Source organism: Thalassobaculum litoreum DSM 18839, from assembly GCF_900102465.1.
Classification (GTDB): domain Bacteria; phylum Pseudomonadota; class Alphaproteobacteria; order Thalassobaculales; family Thalassobaculaceae; genus Thalassobaculum; species Thalassobaculum litoreum.
This window is the reverse complement of record NZ_FNBW01000004.1, coordinates 210,891-230,945: the sequence shown is the minus strand read 5'-3', so window position 1 is coordinate 230,945 and position 20,055 is coordinate 210,891. Positions and strand designations below refer to the sequence as shown.

Annotated in this window: 23 protein-coding genes; 10 read left to right on the top strand and 13 right to left on the bottom strand. The window is 67.9% G+C overall.

Annotated features, from left to right (window positions below):
* The first annotated feature begins 6 nt into the window (after positions 1–6).
* A complete protein-coding gene (locus BLS34_RS08305; protein WP_028793367.1) occupies positions 7–504 on the top strand; it encodes a hypothetical protein in 498 nt (165 codons plus the stop codon).
* Positions 505–516: 12 nt separating this feature from the next.
* On the opposite strand, the gene BLS34_RS25830 is transcribed toward BLS34_RS08305, so the two are convergent.
* Together BLS34_RS25830 and BLS34_RS08295 are read right to left on the bottom strand one after the other, a co-directional pair.
* Positions 517–948: a hypothetical protein gene (locus tag BLS34_RS25830; RefSeq protein ID WP_028793366.1), complete on the bottom strand. Its 432-nt coding sequence runs from the start codon at positions 946–948 to the stop codon at positions 517–519.
* A 202-nt stretch (positions 949–1,150) separates the two neighbouring features.
* Positions 1,151–1,882 (bottom strand): Bax inhibitor-1/YccA family protein, encoded by a 732-nt coding sequence (locus BLS34_RS08295; protein WP_093149545.1) that lies wholly within the window; start codon positions 1,880–1,882, stop codon positions 1,151–1,153.
* A 212-nt stretch (positions 1,883–2,094) separates the two neighbouring features.
* Here BLS34_RS08295 and BLS34_RS08290 point away from each other — a divergent pair, with 212 nt between their 5' ends.
* Complete coding sequence (locus tag BLS34_RS08290; protein ID WP_051244062.1) at positions 2,095–2,436, top strand: hypothetical protein; 342 nt, start codon at positions 2,095–2,097, stop codon at positions 2,434–2,436.
* Position 2,437: 1 nt separating this feature from the next.
* On the opposite strand, the gene rlmN is transcribed toward BLS34_RS08290, so the two are convergent.
* Entirely contained in the window at positions 2,438–3,613 is a 1,176-nt protein-coding gene (gene rlmN / locus BLS34_RS08285) for a dual-specificity RNA methyltransferase RlmN (protein ID WP_028793363.1), read from the bottom strand.
* A 67-nt stretch (positions 3,614–3,680) separates the two neighbouring features.
* A complete protein-coding gene (locus tag BLS34_RS08280; protein WP_093149543.1) occupies positions 3,681–4,208 on the bottom strand; it encodes an invasion associated locus B family protein in 528 nt (175 codons plus the stop codon).
* Positions 4,209–4,530: 322 nt separating this feature from the next.
* On the opposite strand from BLS34_RS08280, the gene BLS34_RS08275 reads away from it, so the two are divergent.
* The gene (locus BLS34_RS08275) at positions 4,531–5,103 is read left to right on the top strand and encodes a sigma-70 family RNA polymerase sigma factor (protein WP_093149541.1); all 573 of its coding nucleotides are present in this window, start codon (positions 4,531–4,533) and stop codon (positions 5,101–5,103) included.
* Positions 5,096–5,764, top strand: a complete 669-nt coding sequence (locus tag BLS34_RS08270) for a ChrR family anti-sigma-E factor (protein WP_175474153.1) — start codon at positions 5,096–5,098, stop codon at positions 5,762–5,764. Before BLS34_RS08275 ends, BLS34_RS08270 begins: the two co-directional genes overlap by 8 nt.
* 8 nt (positions 5,765–5,772) lie before the next feature.
* On the opposite strand, the gene BLS34_RS08265 is transcribed toward BLS34_RS08270, so the two are convergent.
* Positions 5,773–6,369 (bottom strand): RNA methyltransferase, encoded by a 597-nt coding sequence (locus BLS34_RS08265; protein ID WP_028793359.1) that lies wholly within the window; start codon positions 6,367–6,369, stop codon positions 5,773–5,775.
* 109 nt (positions 6,370–6,478) lie between these two features.
* On the opposite strand from BLS34_RS08265, the gene BLS34_RS08260 reads away from it, so the two are divergent.
* Positions 6,479–7,549 carry an asparaginase gene (locus tag BLS34_RS08260; RefSeq protein WP_093149537.1) on the top strand — a complete coding sequence of 357 codons (1,071 nt, stop codon included), beginning with the start codon at positions 6,479–6,481 and terminating at the stop codon, positions 7,547–7,549.
* Positions 7,550–7,556: 7 nt separating this feature from the next.
* On the top strand, positions 7,557–8,792 hold the full coding sequence (locus BLS34_RS08255) for a methyltransferase (RefSeq protein ID WP_093149534.1): 1,236 nt from the start codon (positions 7,557–7,559) through the stop codon (positions 8,790–8,792).
* Positions 8,793–8,898: 106 nt separating this feature from the next.
* Here BLS34_RS08255 and BLS34_RS08250 read toward each other — a convergent pair whose 3' ends face one another.
* The 4 genes from BLS34_RS08250 to gcvA all read right to left on the bottom strand — a co-directional run bounded on the left by BLS34_RS08250 (position 8,899) and on the right by gcvA (position 12,880).
* On the bottom strand, positions 8,899–9,522 hold the full coding sequence (locus tag BLS34_RS08250) for a DJ-1/PfpI family protein (RefSeq protein ID WP_215906066.1): 624 nt from the start codon (positions 9,520–9,522) through the stop codon (positions 8,899–8,901).
* Between the two features lie 2 nt (positions 9,523–9,524).
* The gene (locus BLS34_RS08245) at positions 9,525–10,148 is read right to left on the bottom strand and encodes an MSMEG_1061 family FMN-dependent PPOX-type flavoprotein (RefSeq protein WP_093149532.1); all 624 of its coding nucleotides are present in this window, start codon (positions 10,146–10,148) and stop codon (positions 9,525–9,527) included.
* Between the two features lie 34 nt (positions 10,149–10,182).
* On the bottom strand, positions 10,183–11,796 hold the full coding sequence (locus BLS34_RS08240; RefSeq protein ID WP_093149530.1) for a GMC family oxidoreductase: 1,614 nt from the start codon (positions 11,794–11,796) through the stop codon (positions 10,183–10,185).
* Between the two features lie 220 nt (positions 11,797–12,016).
* Positions 12,017–12,880: a transcriptional regulator GcvA gene (gcvA, locus tag BLS34_RS08235; RefSeq protein WP_245701945.1), complete on the bottom strand. Its 864-nt coding sequence runs from the start codon at positions 12,878–12,880 to the stop codon at positions 12,017–12,019.
* A 106-nt stretch (positions 12,881–12,986) separates the two neighbouring features.
* Between gcvA and BLS34_RS08230 the strand changes: the two genes are divergently transcribed.
* Both BLS34_RS08230 and BLS34_RS08225 read left to right on the top strand, forming a co-directional pair.
* The gene (locus BLS34_RS08230) at positions 12,987–13,748 is read left to right on the top strand and encodes a sulfite exporter TauE/SafE family protein (RefSeq protein ID WP_093149527.1); all 762 of its coding nucleotides are present in this window, start codon (positions 12,987–12,989) and stop codon (positions 13,746–13,748) included.
* Between the two features lie 14 nt (positions 13,749–13,762).
* On the top strand, positions 13,763–14,041 hold the full coding sequence (locus BLS34_RS08225; RefSeq protein ID WP_093149524.1) for a hypothetical protein: 279 nt from the start codon (positions 13,763–13,765) through the stop codon (positions 14,039–14,041).
* Positions 14,042–14,192: 151 nt separating this feature from the next.
* Here the strand turns inward: BLS34_RS08225 and BLS34_RS08220 are convergent, their stop codons facing one another.
* The gene (locus BLS34_RS08220; protein WP_051244043.1) at positions 14,193–14,432 is read right to left on the bottom strand and encodes a DUF1127 domain-containing protein; all 240 of its coding nucleotides are present in this window, start codon (positions 14,430–14,432) and stop codon (positions 14,193–14,195) included.
* A 163-nt stretch (positions 14,433–14,595) separates the two neighbouring features.
* Here BLS34_RS08220 and BLS34_RS08215 point away from each other — a divergent pair, with 163 nt between their 5' ends.
* The gene (locus BLS34_RS08215; protein WP_028793351.1) at positions 14,596–15,525 is read left to right on the top strand and encodes a transcriptional regulator GcvA; all 930 of its coding nucleotides are present in this window, start codon (positions 14,596–14,598) and stop codon (positions 15,523–15,525) included.
* 12 nt (positions 15,526–15,537) lie between these two features.
* Here BLS34_RS08215 and BLS34_RS08210 read toward each other — a convergent pair whose 3' ends face one another.
* The 3 genes from BLS34_RS08210 to BLS34_RS08200 form a co-directional block, all read right to left on the bottom strand.
* Positions 15,538–15,822: a hypothetical protein gene (locus tag BLS34_RS08210; protein WP_028793350.1), complete on the bottom strand. Its 285-nt coding sequence runs from the start codon at positions 15,820–15,822 to the stop codon at positions 15,538–15,540.
* Positions 15,823–15,923: 101 nt separating this feature from the next.
* Positions 15,924–16,850, bottom strand: coding sequence for a diguanylate cyclase (locus tag BLS34_RS08205; protein ID WP_093149522.1), 927 nt, complete (start codon positions 16,848–16,850; stop codon positions 15,924–15,926).
* Positions 16,851–16,865: 15 nt separating this feature from the next.
* Complete coding sequence (locus BLS34_RS08200) at positions 16,866–18,824, bottom strand: acetoacetate--CoA ligase (protein ID WP_093149521.1); 1,959 nt, start codon at positions 18,822–18,824, stop codon at positions 16,866–16,868.
* Positions 18,825–18,978: 154 nt separating this feature from the next.
* Here BLS34_RS08200 and BLS34_RS25315 point away from each other — a divergent pair, with 154 nt between their 5' ends.
* A complete protein-coding gene (locus BLS34_RS25315; protein WP_175474152.1) occupies positions 18,979–20,013 on the top strand; it encodes a DMT family transporter in 1,035 nt (344 codons plus the stop codon).
* Positions 20,014–20,055 lie beyond the last annotated feature (42 nt).

Sequence of the window (20,055 nt, the reverse complement as noted above, 5' to 3'; positions counted from 1 at the left end):
GGCGACATGCAGATCCGGGAACTCCTGGCGACGATCGCTTCCAGCAAGGTGGCCGACTGGCAGACCATCTTCCGGCCGACCCTGCGCCACCGCTTCACCGAGATCCTCGACGAGACCGGCAAGCGCGAGCAGCTTCTCGTCGACGAGCATCTGGTCTCATTCACCTATGCGCCGGACGTCGCCATCACCATGGCTTACGGACTGGTCGACCAGGCCGCCTTCGAGCTGCCGCCGGGCCACCCATTCGCCCGGGAGAACGCCCGGACGCTGTATCTGGATATCTTCTACGAAGGTCGGCTGGTACATCGCGAGACGATCGTCAGCGTCGACCGCCATCGCTGCCTGTTGCCGCTGCCGGTCTCCTGGGACCCGCCGATCAACGTGCCGACGGCGCAGTTCAGCCTGGTCCGGCTGATCCACGCCCTGGCCGGACCGCCGACGGACTACGATTCGTACTTTCAGGAAAGCGGGATGGTGCGCACCGACAAGGTCGCGTGGCCCTGAACGGGGCGGGGCTCAGAAGCCCTTGGAGAACAACGCCCCCGCCTTGTTGATCAGGAACAGCACGCCAAGGCCGCCGATGACGATGGCCACCAGCCAGCCGGTCGCCTTCAGCGCCACCGACACGTCCTGATTCTTCGGCTTCTTCTTCGCCCGCGGGGCGGCGGCTGCCGGGGCCGCGGCGGCCGCCTCTGCCGACTTGGCGGCGGCGGGCGGCGGCGGTGCCGACCGTTCCTTCGGGGCCTTGGAGGTGTCGAAGACGACCAGCTCCTTGCCCTGGCCGGTCTTGGGATCGAAGGTGTCCTTGATGACCTTGATGCCTTCGAAGCGCTTTTCGCCATGCAGCTGCTTGGCGACCTCGATCGAGGTGTCCTTGTCAGGGTACGTCGAATCGATGACCCACTGGCCACCCTTCAGCGTGTGTACCTCATACAGTGACTGCGCCATTGCTCCCCTCTCGGCAGGTCTTGCTGAGCACGCGGGATACTAAGCGATGGCCCCCGGGAAGTCAGCCGAATGCTGCCACCCTAACACGGCGGATCTTAACCAAAACCAAACGGCCCCGCCGAAATCGACGAGGCCGTTCATTCTTACCTGATCGCTCCGACCAGGCTACCTGGCCGGGCTGCGGCCGAGGCCGCCGCGAGGACTACTCGCGATTGCCGAACAGCTGCAGCAGGAACATGAACAGGTTGATGAAGTCGAGATACAGGGTCAGCGCGCCCATGATCGCCTTCTTGCCGGCGACGTCGGAGGCGTCGATCTCGTTGTACATCTCCTTGATCCGCTGGGTGTCGTAGGCGGTCAGGATCGAGAACACCAGCACACCGGCGACCGAGATGATGAACTGCAGCGCCGTGGACTGCAGGAAGATGTTCACGATGCTGGCGATCAGCACGCCGAACACGCCCATCACCGCGAAGGTGCCGAGACCCGACAGGTCTTTCTTCGTGGTGTAGCCGTAGAGGCTCAGACCGGCGAAGGCGGCGGCGGTGATGAAGAACACCCGTGCGATGCTCTCACCGGTGAAGACGAGGAACACCGACGAGAGCGACAGCCCCATCAGCGCGGCGAAGACATAGAACGAGATCCGGGCGGCGGAGAGCGACATGCTCGAGACCCGCGCGGAAATCAGGAAGACCATGCCGATCGGGGCCAGCATGACCACCCACTTCAGCGGCGACGCGTAGATCGCCTGCCCGAAGGAGGTCAGCATGCCGTCCTGAACGGCAAGCATCGTGGTGCCGAACGCGATCAGCCCTGTAAAGACCAGCGCGGCGACCATGTGATTGTAAACGCCGAGCATGTACTGGCGCAGACCGACGTCGTATTGGGCGACATCGGCTTGTGACCGCGACATCGTCTGACGATCGAAACTCATGAGGAACCTCTCCATCTGCCCCGGCCCAAGCCGGCATACCAGCATAAAGTAAGGACGACGGGGCCTTGCTTCAACTGCCATGACTCCGAATCTCTCGGTTTCTCATGCTTTTCCACAAGTACTTTTAACCAGTCCAAAACGGTTGTACCCGGACATCGGAATCTGTATCGCGAGGTCCCGATGCCCGCCACCGAGCACGAGAGAGCCAGATCATGGATGAGGAACGCCTGCTGGACGGCCTGATCAGCGGCCCCGACGACGCCGAATACCAACTGGATCTGGGCGGCCTCGACGTGCCCCATGCCACGGAATCCGTGCGCCAGATGCTGGAACGCAACCGCTTCCGGGCGCCGCGTACGATCCTGGTAACTCTGGGCGATCCGTTCCCCGGCGGCCCGCAGAACCTGTTCCAGCCGATCGGTCGCCAGCTTCTGGAGGCCCGGCGCGGCGGCATCGTCGACGCCATGAAGCCGATCACCACCGACTACGGCCCCGGCTACTGGATCCGGACGGTGGGCAAGGAAGACGCCGAAGTGGACTCCGCGGAGAGCTGACTTATTCCGCCGCCTCGGCCCGCAATTCGCGCCGGGTCTGCTTGCGGCTCTCGCTCTTGAGCTGGCCGCAGGCGGCGAGGATGTCGCGGCCGCGCGGCGTGCGCACCGGAGACGGATAGCCGGCCTTCAGCACCACCTGGGCAAAGCGCTCGATCTGCTCGTCGCTGGAGCAGACATAGTTCGAGCCGGGCCAGGGGTTGAACGGGATCAGGTTGATCTTCGCCGGAATGCCGCGGATCAGCGAGACCAGCCGCTTGGCGTCCTCGACGCTGTCGTTGATCCCCTCCAGCATCACGTATTCGAAGGTGATGCGCCGGGCGTTGTTCACGCCGGGATAGGTGCGGCAGGCGTCCAGCAGTTGCTGCAGCGGCCACTTCTTGTTGATCGGCACCAGGATGTCGCGGGTGTCGTCGGTGGTCGCGTGCAGGGAGATCGCCAGGTTGACGCCGATCTCATCGCCGCAGCGCTCCATCATCGGCACCACGCCGGACGTGGACAGGGTGATGCGCCGGCGCGACAGGGCCACGCCCTCGTTGTCCATGATCACGCGCAGGGCGGTGGCCACGTTCTCGAAATTGTACAGCGGCTCGCCCATGCCCATGAGCACGATGTTGGTCAGCCGGCGGTCGGTCCCGGCGGTCGGGAAGCCGTCCAGCTCGTCCAGCGCCAGCATCACCTGGCCGACGATCTCCCCCGCCGTCAGGTTGCGCACCAGACGCTGGGTGCCGGTATGGCAGAACGAGCAGGTCAGCGTGCAGCCGACCTGGGAGGAGATGCACAGCGTGCCGCGCTCCGTCTCCGGGATGAACACCATCTCCGCCTCGTTGCCGTCGGCGAAGCGCATCAGCCACTTGATGGTGCCGTCGACGCTGTCCTGGCGGGTCGCCACGGCCGGCCGCGAGATCCGGAACCGCTCGGCCAGCTGCTGGCGCAGCGGCTTGGCCAGGTTGGTCATGCCGTCGAAGCTGGTCGCGCCCTTGTGATAGATCCACTGCCAGACCTGGTTCGCGCGGAACTTCGGCAGGCCGGCCTCGGCGAACAGCGCGGTCAGGGCAGCGCGGTCCAGCCCGATCAGGTCGGCGCGCCCATCAGCCGGCATCGGCCCGCGCGCGGCGAAGGCGCGCAGGTCCGCGGCGGCCCGTTCGGCCGAGACGGTCGTGATGTCGGCTTGTGTCATGCGGCGCAAAATGGCGCCGAGACCGGCGCAACGCAAGTGTCCTGTGAGAAGCCTGCCCCGGCGAGCCTTACGGGCAGGCCTTGTCGATCAGCGCCTTGGTCGCGGTGAACCCGCTCAGCGAGTAGGTGTCGGTGGTCAGCGTGCCCCGCGAGGAGACGCCCTTCACCACCATGTCGACGCCCCGCACCATCGCCTGGACCAGCGGTCCGTCCTCTTCCGGCCCCTGGGTCCAGGCCCGGTCGCCGCTGGTGAACATCTCGAAGGTGGCGCCGCCGATCTGGACGGTGACCTCGCTGTCCTTGCGGTAGGTGTAGCCGGTCACGATGCTGACCTCGCCCCGGATGTCGGCGCCCGGATCGTTGGTGACGAGCGCGAAGACCTCGCCGCGTTGGCTGTAGTCGCCTTCGGCCTTGGTCGGCGAAGAGGCCATGTAACAGACCTTGCCGCCGCCCCGAGGCAGGGTGAAGGCGGTCCAGTCGCCGTTCCGTCCGATCCGCTCCGGCTCAGCGGCGGTCGCCGGCTGTGCCGCCAGCGCCCCGGTCACCAGCCCAATCATCACCAGGGCCATCTTCATCGCTCGGGTGTTCCAGCTCATTGCTCATTTCCCTCCGCGCCCGCTCCCGACCCGATCCGGCGCCTCTGGCGAAGCGGATCGGGCGCTGAGCCCGTCTTCGATGCCATCACAGCCCGACGATTTCAATTGCCGAGCACCTGACCGGATCCAAATCCATGGATGTGGCAGATAAATGGCGGCGATATATGACGACCTCTGCAGCCCAGGTGATCCGCATTCCGGACCGCCGCGTATATCGGACATGGAAGCACGATGCTGGTTCGAGGGCGAATCGACACAGGCGGGCGGGGGCGCCCCCGCCGCGGCGGTTGCGTTGCGCCGACGGCTCCCGTTACATGGATGTATGACGTCCGCCCCCGATATCGACGCAGATCCGGTGTCCTACGAAACCCTGATCGAGGCGGTCGCCACCCAGCGCAGCAAGGCGGCCTTCGGCGAGCTGTTCGAACACTTCGCGCCACGGCTGAAGTCCTATCTCATGCGGCTCGGCACCGAAAGCTCGGCCGCCGAGGAGGTGGTGCAGGAGGCCATGGTCATGGTCTGGCGCAAGGCGGAGAGCTTCGACCGCCGGCAGGCCAGCGCCAGCACTTGGATCTTCACAATCGCGCGCAACAAGCGCATCGACCGCCTGCGCCGCGAGCGCCGACCGGAACTGGATCCCAACGATCCGGCCCTGGTGCCCGACGCCGAACCCCAGGCGGACCGGTCGGTTGAGGCGCGCCAATCGCGGGTCCGCATCCTGACCGCGATAAAAAATCTTCCGGAGGAGCAGTCCGAACTGATCCGCATGGCGTATTTCGATGACAAGTCCCACGCGGAGATCGCCGTGGAGAAGGACTTGCCCTTAGGTACCGTGAAATCCCGCATTCGCCTGGCGCTCGGCCGTATGAGGCGAGAGGTTGAAGATCTTGGCTGACATCGGCCCCCTCCATCATCCCGAAGCGGAACTGCTGCTGGACTACGCGGCGGGAAAGGCTTCCCAGGCGGCGTCCGTGCTGGTCGCCACCCACCTCGCCCTGTGTCCGGAGTGCCGGCGCCAGGTCCGGGAATACGAGGCCATCGGCGGCGCGTTGATCGAGTCGACCCCGCCCGTGGCGCTGTCGCAGGATGCCCTTTCCTCGGTGATGGCCCAACTCGACGAGGCCTGGGAGGAGGCGCCGACGCCGGTGCCCGCGGTCGATGCGGAAACCATGCAGACCGTGCCCGAGCCCCTGCGCGGTTATCTCAGCGCCGGGATCGAGGGCCTACCCTGGAAGACCCGTGGCCTGGGCGTGCGCGAAGCCGTGCTCGATCTGGGCGACCATTCCGTGCGCAGCTCGCTGATCCGGATCGCGCCGGGCAAGCGGATCCTGTCCCACACCCATGGCGAGGTCGAGCGCACCATGGTGCTGAAGGGTGCCTATACCGACAGCACCGGCCGTTATGGGCGCGGCGATGTCGCGGTGGGAACGCCGGACCTTGACCACACGCCGGTGGCCGAGATGGGCGAGGAATGCCTCTGCCTGATCGTGGTCGAGGGCGGCCTGCAGTTCACCGGCCGGTTCTCCCGCCTTCTCAACCCGCTGATGCCGCGCTGACGCGCGGTTCAGCGTTCGCCCCGATCCGTTTTCGCGTCCTTCAGCATGGCTTCGGCCGCCTTGCGGTCGCGTCGGCGCTGCTTGCGCACCCAGAGCGGCGGGCCGAAGGCCGGCACCGGTGCCGGTTCGGTCGGTGCGCCCGGGCGGTGCGGCCGCGGCGCGAACAGGCCCAGACACAGCATCCGGTCGTACATCACGATGCCGCCGGCCAGGCTGACATTCACCGAGAACCGGGTCGGGATCTTGATCACGTGCTCGCAGCGCTCGACCAGCTCCGGGTCGAGATTCCCGCGCTCGGGTCCCATGATGTAGGCGGCGTTCTTCGGATGGTGAAAACTCGGCAGCTCGATCGCGTCGTCGGTGATCTCCACCCCGACCAGCGCGCAGCCCTGGGGCAGCAGCATCTCGTCTGGCGAGCCGAAGCGGTAATAGGGCAGGTTGCCGGTCGTCCCGGAGGTGTCGGCGTGCCGCAGCTCGCGGCTGTTGTAGGTCTCGCCCACGGTGAAGACGAAGCTGGCCCCGAAGGCATGGGCGGTGCGCATCAGCGCGCCCATGTTCTGCGCCTTGTTGATCCGGTCGGCACCGACGCCGAAATACCCTCGCATACCGATCCCCGGTCTGGTCACTCCTGACGGCGGCGGACCTTGCCCCAGGCCGGGTGTGGAGGCAAGCTGCGTCGCCCCGACCCCGAGGCAGTCACGCCGGAGACCTGAGATGAACGACGTCACCCCCATCGCCCTGTCGGACGACCGCATCCTGCGCGTCCATGCCGGCCATGCCGCCGCCCCGATCGTGGTCGAGGTCACCCGCGGGTCCATGGTCGAGAGCGTCCACCGGGTGATCGCCGCCGTCACCGACGCGTCCGGCGCGCCGGTGGTATCCTGGGGCGACATCGACCGACTGGTCTACGGCCGCTCGGCGATCAAACCGATCCAGGCCCTGCCGGTGCTGGAGAGCGGTGCCGCCGACGCCTTCGACCTGGGCGAGGACGAGGTGACCCTGTGCTGCGCCAGCCATTCCGGCGAGGCGATGCATGTGGACCGGGTCAACGCCTGGCTCGGCCGGCTGGGTCTTTCCGCCGAGGACCTGGAATGCGGCCCGCAGATCCCCGGCCACGAGCCGTCCGCCCATGCCATGCTGCGCGCCGGCGAGACGCCGACCCGCGCCCATAACAACTGCTCGGGCAAGCATTCCGGCATGCTGACCACCGCCGTCCATCTCGGCGAGCCGACCAAGGGCTATATCCGCGACGAGCATCCGGTGCAGAAACGCCTGCGCGCCACCATGCAGGAGATGAGCGGCTGCGACCTCTCCGGCGTGCCGACCGGCTACGACGGCTGCGGCATCCCCGTCTACGGCGTGCCGCTGAAGGGCATGGCGACGGCCATGGCGCAATTCGCCGACCCGTCGCGCCTGTCCCCCGCCCGCGCCGCCGCCGCCCGCCGGATCGTCGCCGCCTGCGCCAAGCATCCGCTGCTGATCGCCGGCACCGGCCGGTTCAACAGCGCCATCCTGTCGGAGACCGGCGAGACCTGCCTGCTGAAGAGCGGCGCCGAGGGCGTGTTCGCCGGTGCCGTTCCGGGCAAGGGCTACGGCATCTGCCTGAAGGCCGATGACGGCAACGGCCGTGCGGCCAGCACCGCCATGGGCGCGATCCTGCGCCATCTCGGCGTGATCGACGACGCCATGGCCCAGCGCCTCACCGACAAGCTTGTGCAACCGGTGCACAACTGGGAGGGCCGTCTGGTCGGCCATATCCGCCCGGCCCCCGACCTGGCGTTCTGAGGGCCGCGTGAGCGACACCGACGCCCGCGTGCATGCCCAGTACGAGGCCTACCCCTACCCGGCCCGCGATCCGCGCGACGAGGCGAAGCGGCTGATCACCGGCTCGCCCAGCCATCTGGACGAGATCCGGCACTACGTCTTCGCCGGCCGGCTCGACCTGTCGAAGCCGTTCCGCGCTCTGGTGGCCGGCGGCGGCACGGGGGACGCGGCGATCATGCTGGCCCAGCAGCTCGCCGACGCGGGTGCGGCCGACGCGGAGGTCGTGCATCTCGACATCTCCTCGGCCTCACACGGCATCGCCATGAAGCGGGCCGAGGCGCGGGGGCTCACCAACCTGCGCTTCGCCGACGGGCCGATCGAGCGGGTGGCCGAGATCGCCCCCGGCTCCTACGACTACATCGACTGCTGCGGCGTGCTGCACCACCTGGACAGTCCGGAGGCCGGGCTGAAGGCCCTGGCCGGCGTGCTGAAGCCCGAGGGCGGCATGGGCCTGATGGTCTACGGCACGCTGGGGCGCACCGGCGTCTATCCGGTGCAGGAGGCGCTGGCCCAGCTCAGTGACCATCTTGGGGAGAAGGAGCGGGTCGCGCTGGCCAAGCGGCTGGTCGCCGGCCTGTCCAAGACCCATTGGCTGAAGCGCAATCCCTTCGTCGGCGATCACCTGACCGGCGGCGATGCCGGGCTCTACGACCTGCTGCTGCATCCGCGCGACAGGGCCTACCGGGTCGATGAATTCGCAGGTTTCGTCGCCTCGGGCGGGTTGGCGATCCGGAGCTGGATCGAGCCGGCGCGCTACGACCCGGACACCTATCTGAGCGATCCCGGTTTGCGGAAGGCGGCGTCCGGCCTCGACCCGGTTGCCCGTGCCGCCCTGGCGGAACGGCTGTCCGGCGCGATGGCCAAGCATATCGTCTATGCCCTGCCCGCCGGTCGTGCCGATCTGCCCGTGCCCGACCCGGGAGCGGACGGGGCCGTTCTGGTGCTCCGCGATCTGGATCCGGTCGCGGTGGCCAAGGGTCTGTCCGGCGGCGTGCTGAAGGCGGATCTCGGCGGCGCGCCGTGGCAGGCACCGCTGCCGGCGATCGCCCCGGCAATCGTCGCGCGGCTCGACGGCCGGCGCATGGTGGCCGACATCCGCGACCAGTTGAAGCCCGGCGACCCGACCCGCTTCGCCGACCACGTCCGCGCCACCTTCGCGGCGTTCCACGCGATCAACCGGATGCTGGTGCGCGCCGTGCACTGACCGCAACCGTCATCCTGATGCAAATCAGGATCAACGCTCCAGCGCCGGTGCGCCACAGATCCTGAAGCGCGTTCAGGATGACGGCGGTGGTTTTGGGTGCGCGTGCCTAAACCGCCGCGAAGGACCGGCGGTTCGCCTCCCAGGCCGTCGTGTATTCCAGGATCCGCGCCGTCTCCGCCGCCGCCTCCGCGCCGCATTCCCGGGCGATCAGGTGCAGGGTCATGTCCATGCCCAGCGACACCCCGCCGCCGGTCAGCACGTCGCCCTCGTCGACCAGCCGGGCCTCCACCGTCTCCACGGCCCCGTGACGCTCGGCCAGCAGACCGAGCGGCCGGGCCTCGCCGGCGACGATCTCGCGCTTGGTCGTCGCCCGCCGGCCGTCGAGCAGGCCGGTCGCCGCCAGGATCATCCCGCCGGTGCAGACCGCCGCCACGGTACCGCCGCCGGCGTGGAACGCCCGGATATGGTCGAGCAGCGCCCGGTCCTCCGTCGCTTGGCTCCACCCCGGCCCGCCGAGCACCATCAGGATGTCGGCCGCCGGAGCTTCGTCGAACCCGTGATCGGCGATCAGCCGCAGCCCGTTGGCCATGACGATCTCGCCGCCTGCCCTCGACACCACATGGAACGACAGATCCGGCACGATCCGCTTCGCCATGGACAGCACGCCGTAGGTGGCGCCGATGTCGATCGGCTCGATACCGTCATAGGCCAGGATCGCGAACCGGGTCACGGTCAGTACAGCCCGCGTTCGGCCATGACCGCACCCTGGCGTTCGGATTCCGCCTCGGTCAGGCCCTCCACATGGTCGATCAGCATCTGCGAGTAGGAGGCGAGCTGCTTGCGGTCGATATGCTTGTCCGGGTTCCACAGGTCGGAGCGGACGAGCGCCTTGGAGCAGTGCACGAAGGCCTCCTCCACCGTGATCAGCACGCCGATCTTCGGCGCCCGATCGCGGATCGCGCAGGGCTCCAGCAGGCGCGGGTCGTCGGTGATCCGGGCGGTGCCGTTGATCCGCAGGGTCTCCCCCATCCCCGGCACCAGAACCAGCAGGGCGATGCGCGGGTTGGCGAGCAGGTTGGCGTAGTTGTCGAGCCGGTTGTTGCCGACCCGGTCGGGCAGCAGGATATGGCTGTCGTCCAGAACCCGCAGGAAGCCCGGCGGGTCGCCGCGCGGCGAGGCGTCCGCCCCGTTCGGCCCCTGGGTGGCGATCACGCAGAACGGTGCCAGCGCCAGGATGTCCCGGCAGTGCTTGTCCAGCCGGCGGATGACCTTGTCGCTGGAGCGGCTCATCATCTTGTGATGCATCGCCCGCAGCGCGGCCTCGTCGGTCACGTAGGAGATGTCGTCCGGCAGCATGGTCCCTCCCTTCGGGCGCTTGGTTATTTGGCCACTACGCATCCTCGCGGATCATCGCAGCCCCCTTCTCGGCGATCATGATGGTCGGCGCGTTGGTGTTGCCGGTGGTGATCTCCGGCATCACCGAGGCGTCGATCACCCGCAGCCCCTCCATCCCGTGCACCCGAAGACGGCTGTCCACCACCGCGCCCGGATCCTCGCCCATGCGGCAGGTGCCGACCGGGTGGTAGATCGTGGTGCCGTGGTTGCGGGCGAACTCGCGCACCGCATCGCGGTCCAGCGCGCCGCCGTCTCCCGGCACCTTCTCGCCCATGCTGATCTCCGCCAGCGACGGCGAGGCGTAGATCGCCCGGGTCTGGCGGATCCCGGCCTCGAGCACGCGCACGTCGTCGTCATCCTCCAGGTAGTTCGGCCGGATCGCCGGCTTGGCGAAGGGATCGGCCGAAGTCGCCAGGACCGTGCCGCGCGAGCGCGGGCGCACCGGACAGACGGCGACCGCCATACCGGGGTCCTTGTCGAGGAAGCCGACCTTGTCGACGGAATAGCTCGCCGGGGTGAACAGCAGTTGGATGTCGGGTGCTGCCAGCCCCTCGCGGCTGTGGCTGAACACCTGGGCGCTGGTGATGCCGAAGGTCAGCGCCCCGTCGCCGGCGGTGGCGTAGCGCAGCATCTCGCGGGCCAGCCGCCAGCCCCGGGCGAGCTGGTTGATCGAGGTCTCGTTGCGGATCCGGTGGGCGACGCGGACCACGTAGTGGTCGTGCAGGTTGCGCCCGACGCCGGCCAGCTCGTGGGCCACCTCGACGCCGATGGACTTCAGATGCTCCGGCGTACCGATGCCGGAGATCTGCAGGAGCTGGGGCGAGTTCACCGCCCCGCCGCAGACGATCACCTCGCGCCGGGCGGAGATCGCGCGATCGACCCCGCCCTGGCGGAACCGCACGCCGGTGCAGCGCTTGCCGTCGAGGATCAGGCCGGTGGCGGTGGCATCGGTCTCCACCCGCAGGTTCCTACGGTGCCGGGCTTCGGCCAGATAGGTCTGCGCGGTCGAGCCGCGCCGCCGGCCGATCCGGGTCATCTGGGAATAGCCGACCCCCTCCTGCTTGGCGCCGTTGAGGTCCGGACTGAACGGATGACCGGCCTCCTGGGCGGCCCTCACGAAGCGGTGGGTCAGCGGCAGCACGGTATCGTAGTCGCGGACCTGCAGCGGTCCGCCGGAGCCACGGTACTCGGGGTCGCCGCCGTTGGCGTAGGTCTCCGATCCCTTGAAATAGGGCAGCACCTCGGCGAACGACCAGCCGCGGCAGCCGCGCTGGGCCCAGCCGTCGAAATCGGCGGGCTGACCGCGCACGTACAGCATGCCGTTGATCGAGGATGTGCCGCCCAGCACCTTGCCGCGCGGCCAGTTGATCGGCCGCCCGGCGGTCCCGGTCTCGCCCTCGCTGGCGTAGCCCCAGTTCACCCAGCCGTTGCGCATGATGTAGAGCACGCCGGCCGGGATGTGGATGAACGGGTTCCAGTCCTTCGGTCCCGCCTCGAGCAGGACGACGCTGGCTCCGCTCTCACTCAGGCGCGCGGCGACGACGCATCCGGCCGACCCCGCGCCCACGACGACGTAGTCCGCCGCCGGGATGTTTTGTGTTTCCTCCATGCCCGCATTCGACAGCAGCCACCGGGGCCTGCCAAGAGGGAGAGTTCGGGGATCGCATGGTCCCCCCCTCTCCCTCACCGTCTTCCCGGCCCTGCGCCGGGACCCAGGGCGCCCTCATCCGGAAACGCTCCAGCGCGCGGATGTCTCGGTCCCGGCGCAGGGCCGGGAAGACGGTGAGAGGGGAGTGAATGAGGGGAGGTGGAAGGAAAAGAAGCGCCCCTTACCGCACCGTCACCGCGCGCAGGATCCAGCTTCTGAACGCCTGGAAGGACGGCTCGGTCTCGCGGCCCGGACGCACCAGCAGGTACCAGCTCTGGCCCTTGGGCACCGACTGCTTGAACGGCGCCACCAGCCGGCCGGCGGCGAGGTCGTCGTCGATATACGGCCGGATGCCCATCGCCACGCCGGACCCGTCCGCCGCCGCCTGCAGGGCCTGGCCGTAATAGGCAAGCGTCAGGCCGCTGGCCGGGGGGGCGGCGATCCCGACCGCCTGCAGCCAGCGCGACCAGTCCTCAGCGGCGTGGCCCACATGCAGCAGCCGCACGCCGGCCAGGTCGCGCGGATGCAGCAGGTTGCGGGCGAGCTGCGGGGCGCAGACCGGGGTCAGTTCCGCCCGGATCATCTCCTCGGCCTTCACATCCGGCCAGCGTCCGTTGCCCAGGGAAATGCCGCAGCTCCAGTCGGCCCCGAAGGACGCGGTCGCCCCACCGGTGGTCAGCCGCACCTCCACGTCGGGGGCGACGGCGGAGAAATCGGCCAGCCGGGGGATCAGCCAGCGGATCGCGAAGGTCGGACCGACGCCGACCGTCAGCACCTTGGGCCGGCCGGCCGCCGTCACCTGTTCGGTCGCCGTCGCGATCTGGTCGAGAGCCGGGGTCAGCCCCGCGCGGTAGCTCTGCCCGGCGCCGGTGAGGGTCAGTCGATTCGGGGTGCGCTCGAACAGCGCCACCCCAAGGCTCTCCTCCAGCAGACGGACAAGCCGGCTCACCGCCGCCGGCGTGACATTCAATTCTTCGGCGGCCTTGGCGAAACTCTCGAATCGTGCCGCCGATTCAAAGGCTTTTACGCCATTTAATGATGGCAATTGACGCAAATTAGCCTCAATAAATCTATCGCTAGCATAAGATAACCCAGTTTGCCCGTTTCGCGCAATGCGCGCAGATTGGCGGAACCATCCGGAGACCCCGCCCATGAGCCCCGTCCTGATTGCCGTCATCGCCCTCGTCATGGTCGGCACCTCGTTCCTGTCGGGGATTTTCGGCATGGCGGGCGGGATGGTTCTGGTCGGCGTGCTGCTGGCGATCCTGCCGGTGCCGACGGCCATGGCCCTGCACGCGATCACCCAGATGGCGTCGAACGGCTGGCGGGCGCTGATCTGGCGGGCGCATGTGCGCTGGCGGATCGTCGGTGCCTATGTGATCGGCTGCGCCCTCGCGGTGGGGGTGTGGAGCCTGTGGCTCTATGTGCCGAGCAAGGCGCTGGCGCTGATCGGCCTCGGCGCCCTGCCGCTGGCCACCCGATTCGTGCCGGCCCATCTGCGCGCCCGGCCGGAGCATTTCGGCCACGGGATCGGTCAGGGGGCGGTGTCGATGATGCTCATGCTGCTGACCGGCGTGGCGGGACCGCAACTCGACCAGTTCTTTCTCGGCGGGGCACTGGACCGCCGGCAGATCATCGCCACCAAGGGGATCTGCCAGCTCTTCGGCCATAGCTTCAAGCTGGTCTATTTCAGCGCCCTGATCGACAACGCGGCCAGCGTCGACCCGATGCTGGCCGCGGTCGCGGTCACCGCGTCGATGATCGGCACCGGCCTGTCGAAGAAGGTGCTGGAGGCGATGAGCGACGCCCAGTACCGGCGCTGGGCCGACCGCATCATCCTGGGTATTTCGGTGTATTATGTCGCCTACGGCGGCTACCTGCTGGCCGCACCCATGGTGCCCGCCGGCGCATGACGAAGGATCGTGCGATGTCGCAACAGACCGCCGAACAGACCGAGTTCACCGTCGAGCGTCTGCTGCTCGACCTGGTTGCCTGGATCGCCGAGCGTCCCCGGCCCTACACCGACGTGCTCGACGCCTGGCGCACCTCCTGCCCGCGCCTGCCGGTGTGGGAGGAGGCGGTGGACCGCGGCTATGTCCGCCGGATCACCGACGGCGCGCAAGGAGCGACGATCCATGCGACCACGGCGGGTTCCGACTTCCTCGCCCGGCACGGCCGCATGGTCCGTAAACGGGGGGCGGCCTGACAGACAACCGCGCAAAAAAGAAAACGGCCTGACTCGCGTCAGGCCGCTGACTTGCCACAGGCGCTTCGGGAGGGGGGAGCAGAAGCGGCCCGGGCAGGGAACGGAACCGGAGCCTGGGTGGGTTCTCCGGTCCCGGTTATGTCGGGTCGCCTCAGGCAGCCCAGAACGGCTTGTTCGCCTCGTGCGCGGCCTCGTCGCTGGTCACGCCGATATCGGCGAGCAGGCGCGGGTCCATGTCGGCGAGCGTCTCGCGGTCCTTCAGACGTGAGCTCCAAAGCGTCAGGGTGCCAAAGACGGAGGCGAAAACGCGATCCGCCATCGAGGTCTGGGCTCCGCGCGCAGCGGAGGCCCCGAACATCGGGCGAGCGGTCTGGGTCAGGGTCCGGCTCATAGGAACCTCCTTCACAAAGTGTTAATATTTCGGATCACGAACGAGAGTGGGTGGCCCTCTTAACTCGTTGTCTGGGAGTGTATTTACGGATTGAATCGACCGCTCACAAACGATACTTTCTCATCCAATCTATTAGATAATCTTATCTGTAAAGGGGCTGTTAATGCGTCGCCTTCCGCCGCTGAATGCCCTGCGCGCCTTCGAGGCCGCGGCACGGCATCTGAGTTTCACCAAGGCCGCGGGTGAGCTCAACGTCACCCAGGCGGCGATCAGCCACCAGATCCGCGCACTGGAGGACTGGCTCGGCATGCCGCTGTTCCGGCGGCAGAACCGCGCCCTGCTCCTGACCGATGCGGGACAGGCCTATCTGCCGGCCATGCGGGACGCCTTCGACCTCATGCATCAGGCGACGGCCAAGCTGCACCAGCGCGACCGCAGCGGGGCGCTGAACGTCTCCACCTTCACCAGCTTCGCCGCCAAATGGCTGATGCCGCGGCTCGGCCGCTTCACCTCCGCCAATCCGGCGATCGAGATCCGCCTGGGTATCAACGACACCCTGCTCGACTTCGGCAGCGACGAGGTCGATGTGGGCGTGCGCTACGGCCGCGGCGACTGGAAGGGCCTGCATATCGAGCTGCTGATGACCGAGGAGGTCTTCGTGGTCTGCAGCCCGAAGCTGCTGGAGGGCGAGCATCCGCTGCGCGAGCCGGCGGACCTGCGGCACCACACGCTGCTGCATGACGACCTGCCGGAGGACTGGAGCACCTGGCTGGACGCCGCCGGGGTGGACGACTCGGTCAAGGTCCGCGCCCGGGGCGACCTCGTGTTCAACCACTCGGAAATGGTGCTGCAGGGGGCGGCCGACGGGCTCGGCGTCGCGCTCGGCCGCAGTGCGCTGGTGGCCGACGACCTGGCGGCCGGACGGCTGGTGAAGCCCTTCGACCTGCAACTGCCGACCCAGTCGGCCTATTACGTGGTGCATTCGGAGAACGCCGGCGACCGGCCGAAGATCAAGGCCTTTACCGACTGGCTGCACGAGGAAGCCGCGCGCGACCACCGCACGCCCGCCAGCGAGCCGGCCCCACCGGTCTGATCCGGAGCGGGATCAGTCCTTCGGGGTGAGGCCCATGGGTTCGGCGCCGAACACCTTCCGGAAGGCCTCGTTCAGCTTCAGGATGTCGTCGCTGTTGAGCTGCACGCCTTTCTCGATGAAGTCCTCGCCTTGGCGCATGTTGCGGCCGCAGGCGTCGATATAAACGTCCATGAGTTCGCGGAAGGCCGTGAACGATTGGTTCCCGACGGTACTGGAGCGCACCTCGAACACAGAGACGATCGCCCCCATCCGGCGGACCATGCCGTCGAGCTCCTTCAAGCGCATCGCATCGAACATTACCGCATACTCCAACACCGAGGGGCATACGCCCCGTTGCTCTCCACCGTGAGATCTAGACGCAAACCGCTTCGTCTCAAAGGGGTTATCGATTCCGCGGCTCAGCCGCCGCCGGCATTCGGCGCCGGCTTTTCCGCCCGCCAGACCACCACCCGGTTCCGCCCCTCCTGCTTGGCGGTGTAGAGGGCCTTGTCCGCCCGCTCGACCAGTTCGGGGATCGGCCGACGGGGATTCAGCATGGTGAGGCCGAAGGAAACCGTGAGCTCGACCGTGCGGCCGTCATCGGCGCCGAACTCCTCCTTGGCGATCCGGGCGCGGACCCGGTCGAGCACCCGCCGCGCCTCCTCCGGTCCGGTATCCGGCAGGCAGATCAGAAACTCCTCCCCGCCATAGCGGTAGACGCTGTCATAGGGCCGCAGGTTGTCGATCAGCGCGGTGGAGACCGACGCCAGCACCCGATCGCCGACGCCGTGGCCGTAGGTGTCGTTGATCGCCTTGAAGTGATCGATATCGGCGAGCGCGATGCAGGCCGGTGAGCCGGAACGGCGGGCGCGGACGATCTCGCGCTTCAGGTCGCGCTGCATGACCTGGCGGGTCTGCGCCCCGGTCAGCGGATCGATGTCGCTGATCGCCGCCTGGAACGCCTTGGCCAGCCGCTGGGCGTGGTCGTGGAAGGCCGACACCTTCTCCAGCAGGGCGTCGTATTCCTCCACCGGTACCTTGTCGGACTTCCAGGCCCGCTCGGCCAGCAGCGCCAGGTGGTTCAGCAGCGCCTCGTGCAGCGCCACCAGGGTCTCGAAGGCCGGCTGGTCGAGCGGCGGGTTCCGGCGCCGCTCCTCGTACCAGGCCCCGAACTCCGAGGCGCCATGGGAGCCCATCTGCAGCAGGTCGCCGTCCGGCTTCACCTTGGACACGGCGGAGCGGTGGAACCGCTGCAGCCGGTCGTCCACTCCCCGCACGGCCTTCTCGATGGCGTTGACGATCGCCTCGTGACGGCTGCGGTGGGAGGCGGCGTCCGGGATGACCATCGCGCCGTGCGCCCCCTACTCCGCCAGCTCGGCGCGGTCGCGGTACTCGTCGAGCGCCTCGGGATTGGCCAGGGCCTCCACGTTTTTCACCGGCCGGCCATGGACCACGTTGCGGACCGCCAGTTCGACGATCTTGCCGGACTTGGTGCGCGGGATGTCGGAGACCGCCAGCACCTTGGCCGGGACGTGGCGCGGGGTGCAGCCGGTACGGATCTTGGTCTTGATCGCCTTGATCAGGTCGTCGTCCAGGCTGACGCCCTCGGCGAGCCGGACGAACAGGACCACGCGCACGTCGTTGTCCCAGTCCTGGCCGATGACCAGCGCCTCCATCACCTGCGGCATCTGCTCGACCTGGCGGTAGATCTCCGCCGTGCCGATGCGCACGCCGCCCGGGTTCAGCACCGCGTCGGAGCGGCCGTAGATGATCATGCCGCCATGCTCGGTCAGCTCGACATAGTCGCCGTGACACCACACGCCCGGCCAGGCCTCGAAATAGGCGGCCCTGAACTTTTCGCCTTCGGGATCGTTCCAGAAATAGATCGGCATGCAGGGGAACGGCTTGGTGCAGACCAGTTCGCCCTTCTCGCCGACCACCGGCTTGCCGTCGTCGTTCCAGACCTCCACCGCCATGCCCAGGCCGCGCTTCTGGATCTCGCCGCGCCACACCGGGCTGATCGGGCTGCCCAGCACGAAGCAGGACACGATGTCGGTGCCGCCGGAGATCGAGGCGAGTTGGATGTCCTGCTTGATCTCGGCATAGACGTAGTCGAAGCCCTCGGGCACCAGCGGCGAGCCGGTCGAGGTCATCGCCCGCACACTGTCCAGCTTGTGGGTGGTCTTCGGGCTGCGCTCGATCTTCTTCAGGTGATCGATGTACTTGGCCGAGGTGCCGAACAGGGTCATTCCCTCGGCATCGGCGTAGTCGAACAGGATGTCGGGGTGCGGATGGAACGGCGAGCCGTCATAGAGCAGCAGCGCCGCTTCGGCCGCCAGTCCGGAGACCAGCCAGTTCCACATCATCCAGCCGCAGGTGGTGAAGTAGAATACCCGGTCGCCCGGCCGCACGTCGCTCTGCAGCTTATGCTCCTTCAGGTGCTGCAGCAGCGTGCCGCCGATGCCGTGCACGATGCATTTCGGCACGCCGGTCGTGCCGGACGAGAACATGATGTAGAGCGGGTCGTTGAATGGCATCCGGGTGAAGGTCAGCTCGGGTGCTGCCCCCTCGCCGAGATAGGCGTCCCACAGCACCGCGTGCCGGATGCCGGAGAGATCCGGGTCGGCATCGGTATAGGGGACGACCAGCACGCGCTTGAGCGTCGGAAGCTGCTCGGCGACGGCGGCGACCTTGTCGCGGATGTCATGGGTCTTGGTGGCGTAGAAATACCCCTCCACCGCGACCAGCACCGTCGGCTCGATCTGGCCGAACCGGTCGAGCACGCCCTGCACGCCGAAATCGGGCGAGCAGGAGGACCAAACCGCCCCCAGCGAGGTGGCGGCCAGCATGGCGATGATCGTCTGCGGCATGTTCGGCATGAAGGCGGCGACCCGGTCGCCCGGCCCGACCCCCTCGGCCTTGAACGCCGCGGCCAGCCTGGCGACCTGCTCGCGGAGCTGGTCCCACGAATAGCGCAGCTTCACCTGGTCCTCGCCCCAGAACACCAGGGCGTCGCCGTCCCCGCTGCGCCGCAGCAGGTTCTCGGCGAAGTTAACCTTGCCCTGGGGGAAGAACTTCGCACCCGGCATGGCCGTCGGGTCGGAGAGGATGACCGCGCCCTTCTCGCCGACGACCCCGCCGAAATCCCACAGGGCGGACCAGAACACTTCCGGATTGTCGACCGACCACTGCCACAGGCTGTCGTAATCGCTGGCCCCGGCGCCGCTGTCGGCATTCACCTTCTGCATGAAGGCGGTGATCTGCGCCGCGGCGGCGCGGTCAGGCGAAGGTTCCCACAGCTTGGTGACCGCGTCGGTCATCGTTCCCTCCGGTAAGTGCCTCTCCCGGCCGTCCCCGCCGGAATGTCCGGTCCATTCGTATCGTCAGCACCGGACACGCGCAACGCTGCCATGTAGGCGAGCGCCTGTTATCGCAGTTGTTATCGCAGTGCAGCAGACTATTGTGACGGCAGCCATGCCAGACCCTGCCGACGCGCCGACATCCCGCCCCGATCCCACCCTGAAGCCGCCGGCGGAACCTGCGTGGCGCCGGGGATGGCTGGACTGGTGGCTCGCCCTGCCCGGCAACGTGCGCGGCGCGTTCTGGATCCTGGCCGCCTCCATCCTGTTCTCGATCATGTCGGCGGCGGTGAAGACGGTCGGCGCGCGGCTCGACATCTTCCAGATCGCGTTCTTCCGCTGCCTGGTCGGCCTGCTGGTGATCCTGCCCTTCATGGTCCGGGCCGGGCCGCATGTGTTCAGAACCCGGCGGCCGGTGCTGCATGTCGTGCGCTCGCTGACCGGGCTGGTGGCGATGTTCTGCGGCTTCTACGCGATCACCCACCTGCCGCTGGCCGACGCGACGGCGATCACCTTCGCCAAGCCGCTGTTCATGATCATCCTGGCGGTGCTGTTCCTGGGGGAGGTGGTGCGCTGGCGCCGCTGGTCGGCGACGATCATCGGCTTCCTCGGCGTGCTGATCATGATCAACCCGGGGGAGAACGGCCTGGACCCGGCCATGGCGGCGGCGCTGGCCGGCACGCTCTGCGTCGCGGTGGTGGTGGTTCTGGTGAAGCGGCTGTCGGCGACCGAGGCGCCGCTGACCATCCTGTTCACCTTCGGCATCGTCTCCACACTGGCTTCGACGGTGCCGGCGGCCCTGGTGTGGCAGGCTCCGACCTGGGCCGAGTTCGGACTCATGGTGCTGATCGGCTCGCTGGGCGCCTCGGGCCAGTTCTGCATGATCCGGGGCTTCCGGGTCGGCGAGGCGACGGCGGTGGTGCCGTTCGAATACTCCCAACTGCTGTTCGCCGGGATCTTCGGCTATGTGCTGTTCGGCAACATTCCGACGCTGAACACGCTCGCCAGCGCGGTGCTGATCGTCGCCAGCACGCTCTACATCGCCCTGCGCGAGGCGAAGCTGGGGAAGAAGCCGGCGGCCAAGGCCTCGGTCCAGGCGCCGGCACCGGTGGCGGTGGATACCGGCAATGGGCAGCCGCCGAGCGCGTGATCCGCGCGACGGCCGGAGCGCTGATCCTGATTTGCATCAGGA